This is a genomic window from Enterobacter sp. 6722112, from assembly GCF_058661685.1.
Window position 1 is genome coordinate 1,786,796 of sequence record NZ_JBZWGR010000007.1, and the last position, 20,647, is coordinate 1,807,442.

Annotated in this window: 22 protein-coding genes; 10 read left to right on the forward strand and 12 right to left on the reverse strand. The window is 55.7% G+C overall.

Annotation, left to right across the window (positions count from 1 at the left end; all coding sequences use genetic code 11):
• A complete protein-coding gene (smrA, locus tag AC4OVU_RS10110) occupies positions 1-564 on the forward strand; it encodes a DNA endonuclease SmrA (protein WP_015570640.1) in 564 nt (187 codons plus the stop codon).
• Between the two features lie 32 nt (positions 565-596).
• Here smrA and tcp read toward each other — a convergent pair whose 3' ends face one another.
• The gene (gene tcp / locus AC4OVU_RS10115; protein ID WP_017384568.1) at positions 597-2,258 is read right to left on the reverse strand and encodes a methyl-accepting chemotaxis citrate transducer; all 1,662 of its coding nucleotides are present in this window, start codon (positions 2,256-2,258) and stop codon (positions 597-599) included.
• A gap of 145 nt (positions 2,259-2,403) precedes the next feature.
• Between tcp and AC4OVU_RS10120 the strand changes: the two genes are divergently transcribed.
• Entirely contained in the window at positions 2,404-3,270 is an 867-nt protein-coding gene (locus tag AC4OVU_RS10120; protein WP_023296516.1) for an aldo/keto reductase family oxidoreductase, read from the forward strand.
• Between the two features lie 46 nt (positions 3,271-3,316).
• Here the strand turns inward: AC4OVU_RS10120 and AC4OVU_RS10125 are convergent, their stop codons facing one another.
• Positions 3,317-3,517, reverse strand: coding sequence for a hypothetical protein (locus tag AC4OVU_RS10125; RefSeq protein WP_003857516.1), 201 nt, complete (start codon positions 3,515-3,517; stop codon positions 3,317-3,319).
• 325 nt (positions 3,518-3,842) lie between these two features.
• On the opposite strand from AC4OVU_RS10125, the gene AC4OVU_RS10130 reads away from it, so the two are divergent.
• Together AC4OVU_RS10130 and AC4OVU_RS10135 are read left to right on the forward strand one after the other, a co-directional pair.
• Positions 3,843-4,262 (forward strand): translesion error-prone DNA polymerase V autoproteolytic subunit, encoded by a 420-nt coding sequence (locus tag AC4OVU_RS10130; protein WP_003857514.1) that lies wholly within the window; start codon positions 3,843-3,845, stop codon positions 4,260-4,262.
• Positions 4,263-4,608: 346 nt separating this feature from the next.
• Positions 4,609-7,038, forward strand: a complete 2,430-nt coding sequence (locus AC4OVU_RS10135; protein WP_045334116.1) for a glucose/quinate/shikimate family membrane-bound PQQ-dependent dehydrogenase — start codon at positions 4,609-4,611, stop codon at positions 7,036-7,038.
• Between the two features lie 86 nt (positions 7,039-7,124).
• On the opposite strand, the gene pqqF is transcribed toward AC4OVU_RS10135, so the two are convergent.
• The 8 genes from pqqF to AC4OVU_RS10175 form a co-directional block, all read right to left on the reverse strand.
• A complete protein-coding gene (gene pqqF / locus AC4OVU_RS10140; RefSeq protein WP_110293071.1) occupies positions 7,125-9,401 on the reverse strand; it encodes a pyrroloquinoline quinone biosynthesis protein PqqF in 2,277 nt (758 codons plus the stop codon).
• A gap of 3 nt (positions 9,402-9,404) precedes the next feature.
• Positions 9,405-10,547 (reverse strand): pyrroloquinoline quinone biosynthesis protein PqqE, encoded by a 1,143-nt coding sequence (gene pqqE, locus AC4OVU_RS10145; protein WP_022651046.1) that lies wholly within the window; start codon positions 10,545-10,547, stop codon positions 9,405-9,407.
• Positions 10,534-10,812, reverse strand: coding sequence for a pyrroloquinoline quinone biosynthesis peptide chaperone PqqD (gene pqqD, locus AC4OVU_RS10150; RefSeq protein WP_003857508.1), 279 nt, complete (start codon positions 10,810-10,812; stop codon positions 10,534-10,536). The genes pqqE and pqqD overlap by 14 nt, the downstream gene beginning before the upstream one ends.
• Before the next feature lie 2 nt (positions 10,813-10,814).
• On the reverse strand, positions 10,815-11,570 hold the full coding sequence (gene pqqC, locus AC4OVU_RS10155; protein WP_003857506.1) for a pyrroloquinoline-quinone synthase PqqC: 756 nt from the start codon (positions 11,568-11,570) through the stop codon (positions 10,815-10,817).
• 2 nt (positions 11,571-11,572) lie between these two features.
• Positions 11,573-12,490 carry a pyrroloquinoline quinone biosynthesis protein PqqB gene (gene pqqB / locus AC4OVU_RS10160; RefSeq protein ID WP_017384563.1) on the reverse strand — a complete coding sequence of 306 codons (918 nt, stop codon included), beginning with the start codon at positions 12,488-12,490 and terminating at the stop codon, positions 11,573-11,575.
• Between the two features lie 55 nt (positions 12,491-12,545).
• Positions 12,546-12,617, reverse strand: a complete 72-nt coding sequence (gene pqqA, locus AC4OVU_RS10165; protein WP_002905689.1) for a pyrroloquinoline quinone precursor peptide PqqA — start codon at positions 12,615-12,617, stop codon at positions 12,546-12,548.
• A gap of 138 nt (positions 12,618-12,755) precedes the next feature.
• Entirely contained in the window at positions 12,756-13,775 is a 1,020-nt protein-coding gene (locus tag AC4OVU_RS10170; protein ID WP_032653397.1) for a dipeptidase, read from the reverse strand.
• 104 nt (positions 13,776-13,879) lie between these two features.
• Positions 13,880-15,145: a Y-family DNA polymerase gene (locus AC4OVU_RS10175; protein WP_023303648.1), complete on the reverse strand. Its 1,266-nt coding sequence runs from the start codon at positions 15,143-15,145 to the stop codon at positions 13,880-13,882.
• 317 nt (positions 15,146-15,462) lie between these two features.
• On the opposite strand from AC4OVU_RS10175, the gene AC4OVU_RS10180 reads away from it, so the two are divergent.
• Positions 15,463-15,909, forward strand: a complete 447-nt coding sequence (locus tag AC4OVU_RS10180) for a hypothetical protein (protein WP_017384560.1) — start codon at positions 15,463-15,465, stop codon at positions 15,907-15,909.
• A gap of 67 nt (positions 15,910-15,976) precedes the next feature.
• Here the strand turns inward: AC4OVU_RS10180 and yajD are convergent, their stop codons facing one another.
• Positions 15,977-16,324 (reverse strand): HNH nuclease YajD, encoded by a 348-nt coding sequence (gene yajD / locus AC4OVU_RS10185; protein WP_006808895.1) that lies wholly within the window; start codon positions 16,322-16,324, stop codon positions 15,977-15,979.
• Positions 16,325-16,531: 207 nt separating this feature from the next.
• On the opposite strand from yajD, the gene AC4OVU_RS10190 reads away from it, so the two are divergent.
• Positions 16,532-17,566: an LLM class flavin-dependent oxidoreductase gene (locus AC4OVU_RS10190; protein WP_017384559.1), complete on the forward strand. Its 1,035-nt coding sequence runs from the start codon at positions 16,532-16,534 to the stop codon at positions 17,564-17,566.
• Positions 17,559-18,506, forward strand: a complete 948-nt coding sequence (locus AC4OVU_RS10195; RefSeq protein WP_110293070.1) for a zinc-dependent alcohol dehydrogenase family protein — start codon at positions 17,559-17,561, stop codon at positions 18,504-18,506. The genes AC4OVU_RS10190 and AC4OVU_RS10195 overlap by 8 nt, the downstream gene beginning before the upstream one ends.
• On the opposite strand, the gene AC4OVU_RS10200 is transcribed toward AC4OVU_RS10195, so the two are convergent.
• A complete protein-coding gene (locus AC4OVU_RS10200; protein WP_110293069.1) occupies positions 18,503-19,543 on the reverse strand; it encodes an AI-2E family transporter in 1,041 nt (346 codons plus the stop codon). The genes AC4OVU_RS10195 and AC4OVU_RS10200 overlap by 4 nt on opposite strands.
• A 132-nt stretch (positions 19,544-19,675) precedes the next feature.
• Between AC4OVU_RS10200 and AC4OVU_RS10205 the strand changes: the two genes are divergently transcribed.
• The 3 genes from AC4OVU_RS10205 to mdtI all read left to right on the forward strand — a co-directional run bounded on the left by AC4OVU_RS10205 (position 19,676) and on the right by mdtI (position 20,643).
• Complete coding sequence (locus AC4OVU_RS10205; RefSeq protein WP_006808891.1) at positions 19,676-19,846, forward strand: protein YdgV; 171 nt, start codon at positions 19,676-19,678, stop codon at positions 19,844-19,846.
• A 118-nt stretch (positions 19,847-19,964) separates the two neighbouring features.
• A complete protein-coding gene (gene mdtJ, locus AC4OVU_RS10210) occupies positions 19,965-20,327 on the forward strand; it encodes a multidrug/spermidine efflux SMR transporter subunit MdtJ (protein WP_015570633.1) in 363 nt (120 codons plus the stop codon).
• Entirely contained in the window at positions 20,314-20,643 is a 330-nt protein-coding gene (gene mdtI, locus AC4OVU_RS10215; protein WP_003857463.1) for a multidrug/spermidine efflux SMR transporter subunit MdtI, read from the forward strand. The genes mdtJ and mdtI overlap by 14 nt, the downstream gene beginning before the upstream one ends.
• Positions 20,644-20,647 lie beyond the last annotated feature (4 nt).

The window sequence follows — 20,647 nt, forward strand, 5'->3', positions numbered from 1 at the left end:
ATGAACCCTGACGACAAATCACTTTTTCTTGACGCCATGGAGGATGTCCAGCCGCTCAAACGCTGCGCGGATATTCACTGGCAGCAGAGCCGCAACACGCGGGCGCGTCAGGAAATAGATACTGAGCAGCTCGATAACTTTCTGACGCTGGGGTTTCTGGAACTGTTGCCTCTTGCCGAGCCGCTCATGTACCAGCGCGAAGGGGTACAGCAGGGGGTATTTGATAAGCTGCGTTCCGGCAAATATTCCCGTCAGGCCAGCTTAACGCTGTTACGCCAGCCTGCGGAGCAATGCCGCCAGCTGGTCTATTCCTTTATTCGCCAGGCCGGACGTGACGGGCTACGCAACCTGATCATCGTGCATGGTAAAGGGCGTGAACAGCAGTCGCATCCTAACGTGGTGCGCAGCTATCTTGCGCGCTGGCTGACCGAGTTCGATGAAGTACAGGCCTTTTGCGAAGCGCAGCCGCATCACGGCGGCAGCGGAGCATGCTATGTCTCGTTGCGTAAGTCAGAGGATGCGAAGCGAGATAACTGGGAGCGCCACGCCAAGCGCAGCCGCTAATCAGGAAGGCGGGCGAGATGCCCGCCTGTCACTCAGAAGGTTTCCCAGTTCGCGTCAGCTGTATTCGCGCCTGCCGCTGACGGGCGCAGCAGTACGGGCGTTTTCACGTTTTTAGGGCGAGCCGCCAGCGATGCCTGAGCGTTCAGCCGGAATGCCGCCACGGCCTGACGCAGCTGTTCAGACTGATCTTCCAGCGCTGCCGCCGCCGTTGCCGACTCCTGTACCAGCGCGGCGTTTTGCTGCGTGACGCTGTCCATCTGCGAGACCGCCAGGCTGACCTGCTCTATACCGCGGCTCTGCTCGTCAGACGCCGAGGAAATCTCAGCCATAATATCGGTTACGCGCGTCACGGCCGCGACGATCTCTTTCATGGTCGCACCCGCCTCGCTCACCTGTTCCGAGCCGGTATTCACTCGGCTGACAGAGTTCTCGATAAGCCCTTTGATCTCTTTTGCCGCCTGCGCGCTGCGGCTGGCCAGCGTCCGTACTTCACCTGCCACGACCGCAAAGCCGCGACCTTGTTCCCCGGCACGGGCGGCTTCAACCGCCGCGTTGAGCGCCAGAATGTTGGTCTGGAAGGCAATGCTATCGATAACGCCGGTGATATGCGCAATTTGCTGAGAACTGTCGGCAATGTCATTCATGGTACGCACCACGTTATCCACCACCTGACCGCCGCGAGCGGCGGTTTCAGACGCATTCTTCGCCAGCAGCGTCGCCTGACGGGCGTTATCCGAGTTCTGTTTCACCGTGGCAGTCAGCTCTTCCATACTGGCGGCGGTCTCTTCCAGCGAGGCTGCCTGCTGCTCGGTTCGCGCGGAAAGGTCGTTACTCCCGGCGGCAATTTCTCCTGCGCCCGTGTAGATAGAATCTGTGCTGCCGCGCACGGCGCTGACGGTGCTCACCAGCGACTGCTGCATCTCGTGCAGACCAGCAGCCAGCTGGCCCATCTCGTTGCGCCCGGTAATCGCGACATTTTGCGTCAGATCGCCGCTCGCGATAGTGCGAATATGGTTCATGATGGCGTTGAGCGGTTTCAGGAGCAGGTGCTGTAAACCCTGCCAGATCACCACCAGCACGGCGATCACAGTCAGGAAGATCGCCGCCAGCGTCCACTGCATCTGGGTAAAGCTGCTCTGATTCTCTTCGGCGGCGGCTTTCAGCAGCACGTTATTTTCAGCGCGCCAGCGGGTATAGACCGCCTCCATCTCATCCTGCGCCTGCTGGGCGTCCAGGTCGCCATAGGCCTGATAGTTATCGGCGCGCAGATACTCAATGGACAAGCGCATCACCTCGTGCATTTGCTTCCAGGCTTTCTGCATCTCTTCGGTGAGCGCGGCATTCTGGCCCTTCACCTGCGAAATCGCCTGCCAGTTTTTGTAATAGTCTTCGGCTTTGGTCAGCGAACCGTTCGCGGTGCCCAACAGCGTGTTGATTGCTGCGAGAGAGGCCGGATCGCGCTGGTTTTTCAGGTAGCGGATCGCCACGCGGGTGACGGTAACGCGCGTTTTCACCAGCGTGTTCACGCTGTCGCTCAGGCTCTCCTGTTGGGCATTGAGTAACCCGGAGTTCTGAAAGTTGTGACGATCGTTGTTAACGGCAGAGTAGAACAACCCTCCCGTGACAACTTGCAGCAGACAGAATATGGTGAGGGCAAAGATAATACCGGTAATCACGTGCAGATTTTTCAGCATGGCGGTCATCCGTAAGAGAAGAGGCAGGGTTACATCAATACTATCGTCGTAGCGAATTTAAACTTTAATTTTACTATTGCTTAACTAATGGTTTCGTTGCGGAACCTGTTGTAAATCCGGATCATTTTTTATGAGGAAGGTCAGCATGAGCAGCATAGATAAAAGCGGAACGTTCACGCTCGGAACGCGTACGGTTAAACGATTTGGCTATGGCGCGATGCAGCTTGCCGGGCCTGGCGTTTTTGGTCCGCCAAAAGACAAAAATGCGGCGCTGGCGGTGCTGCGTGAAGCGGTGGCGTCGGGTGTGAATCACATTGATACCAGCGATTTTTACGGACCTCATGTGACCAACCAGCTTATCTGCGAGGCGCTTCATCCGTACCGGGACGACCTTACGATTGTGACCAAGATCGGAGCCCGACGCGGCGAGGATGCCTCCTGGCTGCCGGCGTTTTCCGCGCAGGAGCTGACGCAGGCGGTGCATGACAACCTGCGTAACCTGAAGCGGGATGTGCTGGACGTGGTTAACCTGCGGATCATGTTTAGCACCCACGGACCGGCGGAAGGCTCGATTGCCGCGCCGCTGAGCACCCTTGCGGAGCTACAACAGCAGGGGCTGGTTCGCCATATTGGGCTGAGCAACGTCACCGCTTCGCAGGTCGCTGAAGCGCAGAAGATGGTTTCCGTGGTGTGCGTACAGAACATGTACAACGTTGTGAATCGCGGTGACGATGCGCTGGTCGATTCGCTGGCGCAGCAGGGGATTGCCTGGGTGCCGTTCTTCCCGCTGGGAGGTTTCACGCCACTGCAATCTTCCGGACTACAGGCGGTGGCGGATTCACTGGGCGCGACGCCGATGCAGGTGGCGCTGGCATGGCTGCTGCAACGCTCGCCAAATATCCTCTTGATCCCGGGAACCTCGTCGGTGGCGCATCTGCGTGAAAACCTGGCGGCAGCCGATCTGGTATTGCCGCCTGAGGCGCTGGAGACGTTAAATTCGCTGGTGGGGTAATCCCGATGGCAGCAAAAGCCCGGAGGATTTTTCGGGCTTTTGCTGTTTATGATCCAATCTGACTTCTTTGGCGGTGAAGCGCTAATGCTTCCGCCACGATTTCCTGCTTACTTTTCCGTGTTTCATACGCAGTAATGCGGATGTACTCCATCAGCGCAGGATCGATGCGCGCGCTTAACATCCTGAGTTCGGCCTCCTTTGCGACACCGCGAGCAACACGCTTATCGGGATAATCACGGGCGGGCATAGAAAACGTCCTCCAAAAATTGTCTTGTTAATTTGTGCTGTAAAATATGCGCCAGTCTAAATAGAAAGTCAATGGATAGTGATTGTGCAGTGAAGCTAAGTTGTGTTTTGTGTATTTAGAAGTCATTAGTAAGTGATTTGATAGTGATGTTTTATGACGCGTTAAGCTTGCCCATACGTAAAAATTTACAAAGCAAATAATCTTCATTGCTATAGGGGGTTATAAGCGAAGCGGTTAAGGCGTAGCCAGCCGCTTACGCTGACATGGCTTGATCGATACCTCAGTTAAAACTACTGTATATAAAAACAGTATGGAGGTATTTATCATGATCTTTTTCAGACCCGCAGAGTTGCGTGAAATCGTTGCTATTCCACTTTTCAGCGACTTAGTACAGTGCGGCTTCCCCAGCCCGGCAGCGGATTATGTAGAGCGGCGTATCGATTTAAACGAGTTATTAGTCGCCCATCCCAGCTCCACTTACTTTGTCAAAGCCGCCGGTGACTCGATGATAGAAGGGGGGATCAATAACGGTGATTTGCTGGTGGTGGACAGTTCCCGCAAGCCTGAGCATGGCGATATCGTGATTGCGGCGGTAGAGGGCGAATTTACCGTGAAGCGCCTCCAGTTGCGTCCCAATATTCAACTCAACCCCATGAACAGCGCCTATTCACCGATTATTGTCGGCAGCGACGATACGCTCGATATCTTTGGTGTAGTGACGTATATCGTGAAATCCGCGAGCTGATCGTGTTTGTGAAGCTTAATTAATAGGCAATAAGTTAATTCTCATCATGCAAAAATCTTACGTTATCGGGGCTGTCTTGTCGGCAAACCTGATATTCATCGCATAAGCCGGAACTGACTGGTCAAATATTCTGGTATTGGCGAATTACAGAGTGATATCCCATTTTTTTATTTTGTTATGTTCCTGCACTTTAGTGAATTTTCTTTTCTTCCGACAGAATACATTTTGTCTACATTATAATTTTAATTTATGATTCGCACACGAACAATTGATGTTATGCAGGGTTTTAGCATCGTGGCAGTCAATAAAACCCTGCTGTTATAAAGTAATCAGGAGATTCATTTTTATGTCAGACAATAATCCCCGCCCATCCGGCTGGTTAGGCCCGTGGTGCCTGCTGGTGGGTGTGATACTTCTTGTAACGGGGCTCTTTTTTGCCATCGGCGGTTTTAAACTGGTTTCCCTGGGGGGGAGTTGGTATTTTCTCATCGCCGGGGTTATCACTCTGCTCTCTGCGATTCAGTTCTTCCGCCGCAAGTCCTCTGCCGTGGGGCTGTTTGCCCTGGTGTTTCTTGGCACCCTGATTTGGGCATTTTTCGATGCCGGGCTCGACTTCTGGCCGCTGGTTTCCCGTTTAATGGTACCCGCCGGGCTGATGGTGCTGGCAGCCGCCACCTGGCCTGCATTGCGTAAACGTGAAGGAAAACCGTCCTGCGCAAAAGGGGCCCTGGGGGTCTGCGCGGTCCTTATTGTCGCCATGGGCGTCACCTTTGTTCAGATGTTTCAACCCCATCCGACCGTGCCGTTTAGCGGTGAAAAACGCCCGCTGGTGCCGGTAAAAGATGATGCGAAACAGCAGAACTGGGATCACTACGGTAATACGGCTGGCGGTAGTCGCTTTGTGGCGCTGGACCAGATAACCCGTGACAACGTGAAAAACCTGAAACCGGTCTGGACCTACCATACCGGTGACGTACCGGAAAGTCCGGACGGCAATGGCGCAGAAGATCAGCAAACGCCGCTACAGGTTGGCGATCGTGTCTTCCTCTGTACGCCGCATAACAACGTGATCGCCGTGGATGCCGATAGCGGGAAAGAGATCTGGAAAGCGGAAATCAACGCCAAGTCTGCAATCTGGATGCGCTGCCGTGGCCTGGCGTACTTTGATGCCACTAAACCGCTGGCGCAGCCAACGGTAGCCGGCTCCACGCCGGTTCTGCCAGCGCAGGTCGCACCGGGCGCTGCATGCCAGCGCCGTATCCTGATGAACACCATCGACGGTAAGCTGATCGCGTTAGACGCCGATAACGGCAAGTTCTGCCCGGACTTCGGTACTAACGGCAGCGTTAATCTGCATGAAGGGATGGGCGACGCGTCAGATCCCACCTACGTGCTGACGTCGGCCCCGACGCTGGCGGGTACGACGGTTGTCGTTGGCGGCCGCGTTGCGGATAACGTCAGCACCGATATGCCGGGAGGCGTTATACGTGGTTATGACGTGATCACCGGCCAGCTGCGCTGGGCGTTCGACCCGCGTAATCCGGATCCGAACTATGTTCTGAAGCCGGGCGAACACTACAAACGTAGCTCTGCAAACTCCTGGGCCCCTATGTCCTGGGATGCGTCGATGAATACCGTGTTTATCCCGATGGGAAGTTCCTCTGTCGACCTGTGGGGCGCTGACCGTATTCCGGAAGATCATAAATACGCCACCTCAATCCTCGCGCTGGATGCGACTACCGGGAAAGAGAAGTGGGTATACCAGACCGTGCATAACGACCTCTGGGATTTCGATATCCCGATGCAGCCGAGCCTGGTTGATTTCCCGACGAAAGAGGGCAACAAGCCCGCGGTGGTGGTGGGCACCAAAGCGGGGCAAATTTATGTTCTTGATCGCCTGACGGGTAAACCGCTCACTGAAGTGAAAGAGGTTCCGGTAAAACCAGCGGATATTCCACGTGAACAGTACCCGGCAACGCAGCCGCGTTCTGTGGGAATGCCGCAGATTGGCGCGGAAACCCTGAAAGAATCGGATATGTGGGGGGCGACGCCGTTTGACCAGCTGGCCTGTCGTATCAGCTTCAAATCAATGCGTTATGACGGTCTGTACACGATGCCGGGAACCGATATTTCCCTGAGCTTCCCGGGCTCGCTGGGGGGAATGAACTGGGGCAGCTTGTCCACCGATCCGAACAACCAGTACATCTTTGTCAACGACATGCGTCTGGGTCTGTGGGTCCAGCTGATTAAACAAGATCCGCAGAGCGCGGTGGCAAACACAGGCGGTGAAGCCGTGAACGCCGGGATGGGCGCCGTTCCGATGAAAGGAACGCCGTATTCGGTCAACAAAAACCGTTTCATGTCACCACTGGGCATTCCGTGCCAGAAACCACCGTTTGGTTCCCTCTCCGCCATTGACCTGAAAACGCAGAAAATCGTCTGGCAGGTGCCGGTCGGTACCGTTCAGGATACCGGTCCGTTTGGGGTAAAAATGCGTATGCAGATGCCTGTCGGTATGCCGACGCTGGGCGGTACGCTGGCCACGCAGGGCGGTCTGGTCTTCATTGCGGGAACCCAGGATTACTACCTGCGCGCCTTTGATTCCTCTACGGGGGAAGAAGTGTGGAAAGCGCGTCTCCCGGTGGGTAGCCAGGGCGGACCTGTCAGCTATGTATCACCGAAAACCGGCAAACAGTACATTCTGATCTCTGCCGGCGGTGCACGCCAGTCGCCGGATCGTGGTGACTACGTGATTGCCTACGCGCTGGATAAATAACAGCGAAATAAGCAGCCCGGCCCCGTCGTAGTACGGGGCTTTTTTTTGACTGAAAACCACGCACAGGAAGAAAGCGTCGGTTCTGGTCAGCCCGTGAAAAGCACCCGCCAGCGTCGGCGACGGCGAGTCATCTCGCGCCATAGCGCGATTATCTCGTCAGGTTGCAGGGCATCAATAGCCTGCGGCGTTAACACCGGCAAACCATAGCGCTGGCGCAGGGCGGCCACTGCCGTGGCGCTGGCATCCATCGGTGAGCGGATCTGCGTCGCCAGCTGCTGTCGCAACACGCTGAACGCTGCCTCATCGCACGGCGTCAGCTCACGCAAAAATCGTTTGCAGCAACCCAACAGGTTCACGGGAGAACGGTCAGGCGACTGTAACGCCAGCAACAGGCCATCGCGATCGGCAATACGCTGATAACGACAGCTGACCACGTAGCCAATCTGCTGTTCCACGCGCAGGCGCTGGAAAAATTGCGGTTCGCAGCATAACGCCAGCATCCGCAGCGCGGCGAGCGACGCGCCCGGCGGCAGGGGAATAAACACCAGCAGCGCCGAATCCGCGCTGGCGTGCGGGATGTGTTCGATCCCGCCGGGACAACCGCTTAACGGCAACGGCTTAGCGTTAACCGGCGTCCGGAGCAGGCCAAGCTGCCGGGCTAACCCGTGCGCGTGTCCGGCGCTGCCGCCAACTAACGCCGCCAGCCAGCCGTCCCGTGGCGGGTCCGATGCCAGACGTTCAGGCAATTGCTGAAGCAGCTCACGGATGGCAATGCCTTCTGGCGCTGGCGTAATAGCAGGAGCGGGGTGGGAGAGGCGATCGATTATCGCCCCGATGATGGGTTCCGCCGTCACCATGGCGTCAGGAAGCCGCAGGGTGAGCTGCCAGCTACCGTCAACCGTTTGCCACTCGCCGCTGCCGTCGATATGGCGCAGTTCAGCAAGAAGAGGGCGTAACTGCTTGCCCATCGCCACCCCGTGAGCCTGTTCCACGCGCGAATAAAAAGGCCTGCGCAGGATCAGCGTCGGCGGTTGTGTCTGCGCCGACAAATGCAGCAATGGAGCGGCTTCTGACGTCGGGGCTGGCGCAGCATACCTGGCAGTCTGCGGGTAGAAGGAAAACGCGATGGGGCTATCATCTGCAACCGGCTGGCGACGCCAATGGCTAAGCGGCAGGGCAAAACCCTGGCTGGCAATAATTTCAGCGGTTTCCATTTTTTTGCAGGCCAGATACGAGACTGGCGCCGCCAGTAAGTCAGCACAGAAGGCGGAAAAACCTACGGGCGCCGCGCCGGGCGCAAAACCAAATGCCCGCTGGCGCAGCTGCTCCAGCGTCGGCAGGGCGCTGAAACGCTGCTGTGCCAGCCGATAATAATGCCGCTGCTGCTCATCCGTCGTTTGCTGTAGCGCCCGTAGCCAGTGGGTAATATGCGGGTCAATGTCCTCGGGCCGTTCGCTATCAACCGTTAGCGCCAGCCAGCCGTAATCGTCATCCTGATAAAGCCAGTTCAGGGCTACCTCTTCTGCCAGCCCGCGCGCCCGTAGCCCGGCAATCAGGCTTCCGGGGGCGTCGTCCAGTAAAAACTCCCGAAATAAAGTGACGTTGTCACTTTTTCGGATTAACGGACAACGCCACAGTGCGGGTCGCTCCGTTACCGCCAGCTGATAATCTGCTTCAGCGCTGAGACGCAACGGGGGAGCGGTTTCAGGCATGCCTCCTGACGCAAAATCTGACGCAAACGTATGGGCAAGCTCGGCCAGCACATCCAGCGTTTGCGGCCCTTGCAGCCACAATTGCAGGTGTCCGGCCACATAATAGCGACGATGAAAGTCGCGCAACGCGGCTTGCAGCGATACCGGGTCCTGCCCGAGAGACTCCTTGCTACCCACCTGAAAACGGCGAAAAACCGCAGGTTCTTCCATCGCGTGGCGCGCCGCCGTTTCGCGCCTGGCGGAATCATGTTGCTGGATGAGCCGGTTTTCCGCATCAATGACAGCCACTTCGCGCTGTATGTCATGCGGTGAAAGCAGCGGCGCCTGCAACATATCCCGCAGCCGCGCGACGCCGTCGGACAGGTTATCGGCGGCGACATCGAAGAAAAAAGCGCTATGGCGTGCCAGCGTGGTGGCATTGACGCTGCCGCCCTGGCGCTGGACCCAGGCCATAAGTCGATCATCGCCCTGATAGCGCTGGCTACCGCGGAACAGCAGGTGCTCAAGCAAATGCGCAAGACCGGCGAAGCGCGGTGGCTCGTGATGGCTTCCGGCACTCACGCGCGCCAGCGCCGCCGCGCGTGTCGCCTGCGGCTGATGCACCAGCGTTGCGCGCAAACCGCCTGCCAGTTCCACGATGCGGGTGGTCATTATCTACAGTTCCCGGGTTTTGTAGATAAGCTGAGAACGGGTACGGTTGCGGAACTGAAGCTGACCGATCTTCATATCACTACAGGCTGCTTCGCGTCGCGCCTCGAGGATTTTATGATGATGCGGCGATTTGCTGCACACCGGATCGGCGTTATCCGCATTCCCGGTGAGCATAAAGGCCTGGCAGCGGCAGCCGCCGAAGTCCTTCTCCTTTTCATCGCAGGAGCGGCACGGCTCCGGCATCCAGTCAAACCCGCGATAGCGGTTGAAGCCGAAAGAGTCATACCAGATCGATTCCAGACTCTGCTCAAGCACCGACGGGAAATCCACCGGCAGCTGGCGCGCGCTGTGGCAGGGCAGCGCCGTGCCTTCCGGGGTCACGCTGAGGAAAATCGACCCCCAGCCGCCCATACAACCTTTTGGCCGCTCTTCGTAATAATCGGGGGTGACGAACAGCAGGTTGGTCAGATTGCCGCTGGCGGCCATTTTTTGCCGATATTCGGCAACCACGCGTTCCGCGCGGGCGATCTGTTCCCGCGTCGGCAGAAGCCCCTGACGATTAAGGAACGCCCAACCGTAGAACTGGCAGGTGGCAAGTTCGACATCGTCGGCGTCCAGTTCGATGCACAGCTCGATGATTTTATCGATCTGATCGATATTATGTCGGTGCAGGACGAAATTCAGCACCATCGGGTAATCGCGGGCTTTGACCGCTTTGGCCATCGCCAGCTTCTGCTGGAAGGCTTTTTTATTCCCCGCCAGCGCAGCGTTGAGCACTTCATCGCTGGCCTGGAAGCTAATCTGGATATGGTCCAGACCGGCCTCGCTGAACGCGTCGAGTTTGCTTTCCGTCAGGCCAATTCCCGAGGTGATCAGGTTGGTATAAAAACCGAGATCGCGGGCGGCGCGGATCAGCTCCGGCAGATCTTTACGCGTCAACGGTTCGCCGCCGGAAAAACCTATCTGCACGCTGCCCATCGCCCGCGCCTGGCGGAAAACCTCAATCCACTGTTCGGTGGTCAGCTCCTGATCCTGCCGGGCGAAGTCCAGCGGGTTAGAGCAGTAAGGACACTGTAGCGGACAGCGATAGGTCAGCTCCGCCAGCAGCCACAGCGGTGGATTGACGGCGGGTTTATTCTGGCTCACGGAAAATAATCCACTTCTGTTGATAAGCGATTTGCAGGAATTCTACGACGTCGTCATCCACGCCGCCGGCTTCCGGGAACCGTTCGTTGAGTATGGCAATGATGGCCGCCGCGTCGCGTTGGCCATCGACCAGTTCGAGGATCGCGGCCGCGGTCTCATTGAGTTTGGCCATGCCTTCCGGATAGAGGATGACATGGCTGTCCTGAGCGGCTTCCCATTGCAGGCGATAGCCGCGACGAAAGGCGACGATGGAGTTTTTTTGCATGCTTATACCAGTCGGGTTGTGTGCCAGGCCGCTTTGTCGGTGACCGTGTGATAAGGCGGACGCTGTAGCGCGTAGGCCATGGTCATCGCGTCGAGCATCGACCACAGGATATCGAGTTTGAACTGAAGGATCTCCAGCATCCGATTCTGCTTTTCCGCGCTATCGCAGTAACGCTTCGCCAGCTCCAGACCGTGTTCAACGTCGCGGCTGGCCTGGCTGAGGCGGCTGCGGAAATAAAAATAGCCTTCCTCTTTGATCCACGGGTAGTGCTGTGGCCAGCTGTCGAGACGCGACTGATGGATTTGCGGGGCGAACAGTTCGGTGAGCGAGCTGCATGCCGCCTCCTGCCAGTTGGCGCGGCGGGCGAAGTTAACGTAAGCGTCGACGGCGAAACGGACGCCGGGCAACACGTGGCGTTCGCTGATTAAGTCCTCGCGGCTGAGCCCCACGGCTTCGCCCAGCTGTAGCCAGGCTTCGATACCGCCGTCATGACCGTTGCTGCCGTCGTGATCGAGGATCCGCTGCACCCATTTGCGACGCGTGTGCGGATCCGGGCAGTTCGCCATAATTGCCGCGTCTTTCAGCGGGATCGTCGTCTGGTAGTAAAACCGGTTCGCCACCCAGCCCTGGATCTGCTCGCGGCTGGCCTCGCCGTTATGCATCGCGATATGGTACGGATGGTGAATATGATAGTAGGCGCCTTTCGCCCGAAGGGCGTGCTCAAACTCTTGCGGCGAGAGCGTTTCGCGAATGTGCATAGTTAGTCCTGAAGCGTGATGTTCATCCCGTCCCAGCTCACTTCTATTCCCTGCTGCGCAAGGGCGTGACGCTGCGGCGACTGCTCGTTAAGGATCGGGTTGGTGTTATTAATGTGGATCAGAATCTTGCGCTTTGCCGGCAGCGAGGCCAGCAGCGCCATCATGCCGTGTTCATCGCCGAGCGCCAGATGGCCCATGTCGCGGCCGGTATTGCGCCCGACGCCAGTGGCCTGGAGTTCATCGTCCTGCCAGACGGTGCCGTCAATCAGCAGACAGTCCGCTTTTTTAAGCCACGGCAGGATGGTGTCATCGGGTTCACCGAGACCTGGTGCGTAGAACAGCGTCTGACCGTTGCGGCGGTTTTCGATAAACAGCGCCACGTTATGCCCCGGCAGCGGGCGGTCGCGCCACGGCGAATAGGGCGGTGCGTTACTGGCGATGGGGACAGCGGTAAACTGCAAATCAGGGCAGGCTTCCACGCTAAAGGCGGTGAGCGGCGCGATCGGGTGATGAATCAGGCCACCGTTCCAGTGCCGGAGCATGGTAAAAATCGGGAATCCGCTGGAAAGATCTTCATGCACCTCCGGCGTACACCATACCTGATGCGGGCACCCTTCGCGCAGGCTGAGCAGCCCGGTGGTGTGGTCAATCTGGCTATCGGTGAGAATAATGCCGCCAATATGCGTGCCGCGCAGAACCTCTTTCTTATTCAGTTCTGGCGTATGGGCAATCTGCTGGCTGATATCGGGGGAGGCGTTACACAGCACCCACTCTTTGCCGTTATCGCTGACGATGATCGACGACTGGGTGCGAGGGGTCGCCTGAAGGGTACCGTCGCGCAAACCCTGACAGTTTGCGCAGTTACAGTTCCACTGGGGGAAACCACCGCCAGCGGCGGAACCGAGGACTTTAATAAACATGAAGATGGGCCAGGTAGTCAAACAAAAATGCCCGCACGGATGGCGGGCAGAGCGATTAGCGGTTGGAAATGTACAGGGTCACTTCCAGGCCAAGACGTAAATCAATAAAAGCAGGTTTCTTCCACATCGTTTTTTCCTCTTTAAAAAAGCAGCACCAACGCCATTGTTTGTGCCAGTTTTGTGATGGTCATCAAATAATGCGTCACAGGAGGGCAAAGCTCAACCCGAAAGATGTAAGGAATTAACTTAATGTTTACAACGTAACCTATTGTTGCCAAACATTTTGCAATACCTTTTGCCAGTTGCCCCACAGCAGCTTATTCAGCACAAATTGATCATAGCCGCTGTCACGCAACGCGCTGATTAGCCGCGGTAAACCACTCACATCGTGTAAGTCATCAGGCAACGTAATGCCGTCAAAATCGGAGCCCAGCGCGACATGATCGTCACCCATGATGTTAATAAGATAGTCGATATGGCGAACAATCGTACTCAGCGGGGTATCGCTATCGCGTTTACCGTCGGCGCGCAAAAACGCGTTGCCGAAATTGACGCCTGCCACGCCGCCGCTGTCGCGGATAGCCAGCAGCTGCCGATCGGTCAGATTGCGCGGTTGCGGGCACAGCGTATGGGCGTTGGAATGGGTGGCGACCAGCGGTGAAGAGGAATGACGAGCGGTATCCCAGAACGCTTTTTCATTCATATGCGAAACGTCAATCAGCATGTTCAGGGCGTTAGCGTGCTTAATGAGGGCGATACCCTCAGCGGTAAGCCCTGGGCCGCTGTCCGGGCTGCCGGGAAACGCCCCGTTAACGCCGGTGCCGAAACGGTTAGCAATGTTCCAGAAAGGCCCAATGCTGCGCACCCCGGCGGCATAGAAAGCCTGTAGATCGTCTCCCTCGCCGTCAAAACCGCCCGCGCCCTCAATATGCGCCACCATCGCCAGCACTTTATCCTGACGGCAGCGTTCGATATCCGCCGCGCTCAGGCACAATCGCGCCCGGCCATCGGAGTGGGCGACAAGCTGCTTAAGGATCGTCAGCTGCTGCCAGAGAATGTCGACCGGCTGCCACGGCTCGCTGGCGTATTGTGGCGCCATGCGGGCGATATACTCCTGCGGCGGCACGAACAGCGCGAACAGCCCGCCGGAAAATCCGCCTTGCTGCATGCGTGGATAATCGAGGTGTCCCTTCTCAATGCCGGAGAAGAAGGCCGTTACCGGATCCTGGCGATGGTGAAGCCATAAATTAAGCAACAGGTCATTGTGACCATCAAAAATCGCCATAGCGCATCCCACTGTCTTTTATTGCTGCGAAAGTTGCCTGGCACGATAACCGATTTGTCCGGTCCGGCAAGGGGAAAATTACAACTTAGCAGCAATTGTTAATATCACTTAACAGTGAGGAGATCCGCAAAGCGGGTGGTGTAGCGGGGTGAAAGCATTTCCCGTTTCATCTGCCACGGCTGCTGTATACCCTGTCCCGCGAAGTAAAGCGTGCCACGGCCATTTTCAGCATTCAGATGGTCTAATACATCCATTAACTTTTGGCTGTTTTTCCTGGGTGCGTTGTCGTCAAACAGATTAAGTTGCGCGACGCCCTGGCTATAAAAATCTCCCAGCATCACTCCGGCTTTCTGGTACCGATGGCCGTTCTTCCAGACCGCATCCAGACAACGAACTGATGCGCCGATAATATCCCGGCTATCCTGGGTTGGGGTGAGCAGTTTTACCGACGCGCTATTGCCATAATATGGCTCGTTAAGCGCGAAGGGCGAGGTTTTAACAAATACGGAGATAAAGCGGCAATGCTGATGCTCATTGCGAAGTTTTTCTGCTGCCCGGGCGGCATAACTACAGATGGCCTGGCGTACATCGTCATATTCGGTGAGGCGTTCGCCAAACGAGCGCGAACAGACGATTTCTTGCTTTACCGGGGCAAACTCTTCCAGTTCAAGACACGATTCGCCCCGTAATTCACGCACCGTTCTCTCCAGCACGACATTGAAATGTTTTCTTATGAACCGGATATCGGTGTCTGCTAGTTGCAGGACGGTCTTAATCCCCATCATCTCAAGCTTCTTCGCTATGCGACGTCCTACACCCCAAACGTCTTCGACGGGTAGCGCCGCCATCAGCTTTCTCTGACGATCTACATTGGATAAATCAACAACGCCTCCCGTCTGGCGCTGCCAGCGTTTCGCCGCGTGATTTGCCAGTTTCGCCAGCGTCTTTGTGGGTGCGATGCCCACCCCGACGGTCAGATGGGTGCGTTGCAGTACGGTCGCTCTCATTTCATGCCCAAAATCGGAAAGATCGCGACAATTACGCACGCCGGTAAGATCGCAAAAGATCTCATCAATTGAGTATATTTCGCTACGAGGCGACATCTCTTCAAGCGTGTTCATTACCCGGTTGGACATATCCGCGTAAAGTTCATAATTACTGCTGAAACAAACCACGCCATGATGCCTGAAGAGATCTTTCTGTTTGAAGTACGGTTCACCCATTTTCACAAAGGGTTTGGCTTCAGCGGAGCGAGAGATGACGCACCCATCGTTATTGGACAATACGACCACCGGTCGTCCCTTCAGGTCCGGGCGAAAAACCGTTTCACAGGAAGCATAGAAAGCGTTCACATCACACAGTGCAAACATGGTCAGCTCGCAGATGTCACGATACAGGTCACTACGCCGCGAGCCTTCGTGGGCGCGCTTATACGTTCATTCAGAACGTAAGGAACAGGGTCATTGAATAGGGGAAGGGCCACGCTCCGGCGTCGCTCTGATGGCGTGAAAAACTGCATGATGATCACCGTCAATTAATACTGTATTTATATACAGTATTGTATATCGATAGCAAAGATCAAGGGTAACAAGGCATCATGGCGTACGGGCGTAGAAGGGTAATTATCACGACCAGACTATTTGGGTATACTTCTTCACTTATAACTATGCATGTCAGGTAACGAAATATGCGGGAGAGCATTAACGTTCTTTTTGTGGTGCTGTCTTTTGTGGCACTGATTATGCTGATACGCTTTTTCGTCAGGCGTATTCGGCATCCAACGCGCATCGTTGCCGACAGCCGGGGAATGAAAAAAATCTCAACCCATCCTGTCTGGTTTGGCGGCTCGTCAGGTAAAACCTACTTTTATGATGAGCAGTATTTATACGAGGTTATAAAGAGCAGCACCCGTAAAATTGAGCTGGCGACTATCATAAAAATTAAACCAGGCTCGATAGTGATAAATAACAGGCGGATCTGGTCTGTGACTTATCTTGAGGGAACCCGTGAAAAACAGGTGCAATTTTATAATAATCTGACGGTGTTTAATCAAAACTTCGCTGCGTTTTTAGAGGCAGTAAAACGCGTGAACCCTGAGGCAGATATTAAAGCCGTATCATTGTTCAACCTGTGACTGGAATACAACATATGTGGCTTTCTGACTGCCCATACGACAGGTATGGGCAGTGAAGCCGTCGATATTACTTCTTCTTGTTCATCATCGCCTTGAGATCGGCAAAGGGGTTAAACGTGGCGACACCCACGTCTTTTTGCGCATCCTCACCCGCGACAACGGTGGTGCCATACTGATCCGCTTCGGTGTACTTTGAGTGTTCGTGATCGTGACAAAACAGGCACAACAGCTCCCAGTTACTGCCATCTTCCGGGTTATTGGTGTGATCGTGGTCGATATGGTGAACCGTGAGTTCACGAAGATTTGAATAAACAAACTCACGCGAGCAGCGTCCACAAACCCAGGGGTAGATTTTTAGCGCTTTTTCACGGTAGCCGCTTTCCAGCCGTGCGTAGTTTTTGGGGATCAGAGCCATTGCTGATGTTACCTGTTAAAAAGAGAATAGTTCACACTATATCCCATTATGAGATGTCAGGAGAATGCCTCCTCTGCGGGAAGGCAGCGTGCGATTTGCGTATTTCTGTCAGTTTATTTGAAGCATTCCGTTAAATAATCACCATTTATTCTCATCCGTTAATGCGTAGAGTAGGGATAACGCAATGCTTTATCAGGATACTCCACTATGAAAAAGATCGGATTTTTGTCGTTTGGTCACTGGACGCCGTCACCTCAGTCCGGCACGCGAACCGCGGCTGACACGCTGCTACAGTCCATCGATCTGGCGGTCGCCGCCGAAGAGCTGGGCGCGGACGGGGCTTATTTCCGTGTGCATCACTTTGCCCGCCAGCTCAGTTCGCCATTCCCCTTGCTGGCTGCAATAGGCGCGAAAACCAAACGCATCGAAATCGGGACGGGCGTGATCGACATGCGGTATGAAAATCCGCTGTATATGGCGGAAGATGCTGGCGCGGCAGATCTCATCTCCGGCGGGCGATTACAGCTTGGTATCAGCCGGGGTTCCCCGGAGCAGGTGATTGATGGCTGGCGTTATTTTGGTTACGTGCCGCAGGAAGGGGAAAACGAATCAGATATGGCGCGCCGCCACACTGAGGTACTGCTTGATGTATTACGCGGTGAAGGGTTTGCAAAGCCTAACCCACAGCCGATGTTCCCAAACCCGCCGGGATTGTTGCGTCTGGAGCCGCATTCAGAAGGCTTACGCGATCGTATCTGGTGGGGGGCTGGCTCTAATGCAACGGCAGTATGGGCGGCAACACTGGGGATGAACCTGCAAAGCTCAACGCTGAAAGATGATGAAACCGGCGAGCCGTTCCATATTCAGCAGGCAAAACAGATCCGTGCCTACCGACAGGCCTGGGCTGAGGCAGGGCATACCCGTCAGCCACGCGTTTCGGTCAGCCGCAGTATTTTTGCCCTGATGGACGATCGCGACCGGATGTATTTCGGCTCAAGCCGCAATGAGAGCGACAGCGTGGGCTATCTGGATGAGAAAACGCGGGCCATTTTCGGACGCAGCTATGCCGCAGAGCCAGACAAGCTGATTGAACAGTTGAAAAAGGATGAAGCGATCGCGGAAGCGGATACGCTGTTACTTACCGTGCCGAATCAGCTGGGCGTGGAATACAACGCACATGTGATCGAGTCCATCCTGAAACATGTCGCACCGGAAATGGGATGGCGCGATCGCAATGCTTAATCTGGCCCTCTGGTATCGCCGGTTTGGTGAGCCTGAATCGGTACTGCAAGCGGAAACCACACCATTGTCGCCGCGACAGCCGGGAGAGATACGTGTGCGCATGCTTTTTTCACCGGTGAACGCCTCCGATCTCATCCCCATCACCGGAGCATATCGCCATCGCACGCCGCTGTCTGCGATAGCCGGTTATGAAGGGGTCGGAATAGTGACCGAAACGCCCGCCGCTTATCCGGCGCTGCTGGGCAAGCGGGTCCTGCCGTTACGGGGGCAGGGAACCTGGCAGCGCTATGTCGACTGCCCGGCGGCGTATGCGGTTCCCGTCCCGGACGACGTCGACTCGCTACTTGCCGCGCGGGCGTATATCAACCCGCTTGCCGCACAGATGATGCTGGACCGCTATCCTCCGGTCGGGAAAACGGTGCTGCTCACCGCTGCCGGTTCTGACTGCGCCGTTCTGCTCGGGCAATGGGCACGCCAGGCGGGCGCAGAGGCGGTTTACGGGATCCATCGCTCGCCCGTGCACGCTCAACGTCTGGCTGAAATGGGGATCGTCCCGATTGCGCAACATGATACGACCGCCGTCAACGCTGCCGCCGCGCAAGCGGAGGTGGTGTACGACGCCACGGGCGGCAGCCTGGCGGAGACGATCCTGAGCGTGATGCCCGAAACCGGCACCTTTGTCTGCTACGGGCTACTCTCCGGGCAGACCTTCCGGCAGCAGCGGCCGTTGCCGCGCGTGGCGTGGTTTCACATTCGTAACTATCTGGACGCGCTGAGCGCTGAGGCGTGGCAGGCGGAGTTTCGGCGCATCTGGCCTAAACTGCGCGCCAGCCAGTGCAGCGATGTCACCCTCTACCCGCTGTCGGAATGGCAGCGGGCAGTGGGCAACTATCGAGAAGCGGGAAGAACGGGTAAGCCCATGCTGTCGATGGACAATTAATCGGCCTTATGGCTCATGTCGCTCAGCAGTACAGCGATACTTTGTCCACCGGCGGTCTGCTCCAGGCCAATTTTGACAATAATTGTCAGCGGAACGGAGAGCAGCATGCCGACAGGCCCGAGCAGCCAGCCCCAGAAAATCAGGGACAGGAACACAACAAGGGTTGAAAGCCCCAGCCCGCGTCCCATTATCCGTGGTTCGAGAATGTTCCCGAAGACAAGGTTAATCACCAGATAGCCTGCCAGCAGAATCAGGGCATCATACAAACCGCTGAAAACCAGCACCTGAAGGATAGGGGGGATCGCCGCCAGCACGGAGCCGATGTTAGGAATATAGTTGAGCGCAAAGGCCAGCAGCCCCCAGACAAAGGCAAAACGCACATCCAGCGCGGCGAGCATCCCCCAGACCACTAATCCCGTCACCAGGCTGATGGCCGTTTTCAGCACCAGATAGCGTGAAACGCTGTCGAGCGCGCGCTGAATGGCGCCCATTCCCTCTACCGGACGCACCATGATGTGCTGGAGCTTTGCAGGCAGCTGTGGAACTTCCAGCAGCATAAACACAACTGTCAGGAACAGCAGGAAAATCGAGGTCATGGCGTTGGAGAGTTGTGCCAGCAGGCTGGTGATAATCGTCATGGCGGCATTCGGATCGATGTATTTAAGCAGTTCCTCAACCGAGACTTCGATACCCGCGCGTTGCAGCCAGGGTTCAATTTGCAGCAGCGGGGTCGCCAGGGAAGAGCGGTATGTCGGTAGCGTCCGCGCCAGCTCGTTCAGGGAGGTTCCCAGATAGGCGACTAACAGCACCATCGCAACGATAATAATACTGATAAGCAGGCTTATCGCCAGCACACGCGGGATGCGTAGCCGCACCATTCGCTGCACCAGCGGATTGAGGATCACCGCGATAAAAAGCGCCAGGATAAAAGGCACGATGATATCGGCCGCAAAACGAACGCCGGTCAGAATGATCATCAGCATGCCCAGCATGATGACGATCTTAAGCCCGTTGAGGGTGATAATAGGTTTGGCCATGGACGTTCCTGAACAGTTTTTTATTTATAATAGAGGGGAAAGCGGATTAAAAAAACTAACCAAAATCAAACAGACTGGGTAAAGAAATGAAAAGGCTTTGAGTAAATTCCTGGCTTATGATACAAATCAGGCGTGTTCAACTACCGAGGACAATTTTCATCCGCAAAGACGAGAAGCAACACCGCGGATAATTGTAATTTTATGGACAATTTGTTCAGGACGTATTTTTCAAACAACTCTGCTCTGTTTTCAACCTCCCTCTGCCTGCTTTCTGGTGAGCAACACTGGCGTTCCGCGCTATAGTCACGTCTTCTGCCTGAGCTGGCGCTATGCGCTTAGCTAACTGATTTAATTCCCAATTTTTTGGTTTGCTGTCCGCAGCGAGCCTCGATGGATTATATTCTCAAGCAGGAGAAAAAACATGTTTTACTGGATTTTATTAGCTCTGGCGATCGTCGCTGAAATTACCGGCACCTTGTCGATGAAATGGGCAAGCGTGAGTGATGGCAGCACCGGTTTTATTTTGATGCTGGTCATGATTACGCTTTCCTATATTTTCCTCTCTTTTGCGGTTAAAAAAATCGCGCTGGGCGTGGCATACGCATTGTGGGAAGGTATTGGTATTTTATTGATTACGCTGTTTAGCGTCATGTTATTTGATGAAACCCTGACGACAATGAAAATTGCCGGGCTGACGACCCTGGTCGCAGGTATCGTGCTGATTAAATCGGGTACACGCAAACCGGCAAAACAGCAGAAGGAGCAGACCCATGCAGCAGTTTGAATGGATCCACGCGGCCTGGCTGGCTTTCGCCATCGTTCTGGAAATTATTGCCAACGTCTTTCTGAAGTTCTCCGACGGTTTTCGTCGCAAAGCCTACGGCCTGTTATCGATTGCCGCGGTTCTGGGGGCGTTTAGCGCCCTGTCGCAGGCGGTGAAAGGCATCGATCTGTCCGTGGCCTATGCGCTGTGGGGGGGCTTCGGTATTGCCGCCACCCTGGCGGCAGGCTGGATTATGTTCGGGCAGCGTTTAAACAATAAAGGCTGGATAGGGCTGGTATTACTGCTCGCCGGCATGATCATGATTAAACTGGCCTGAGTGA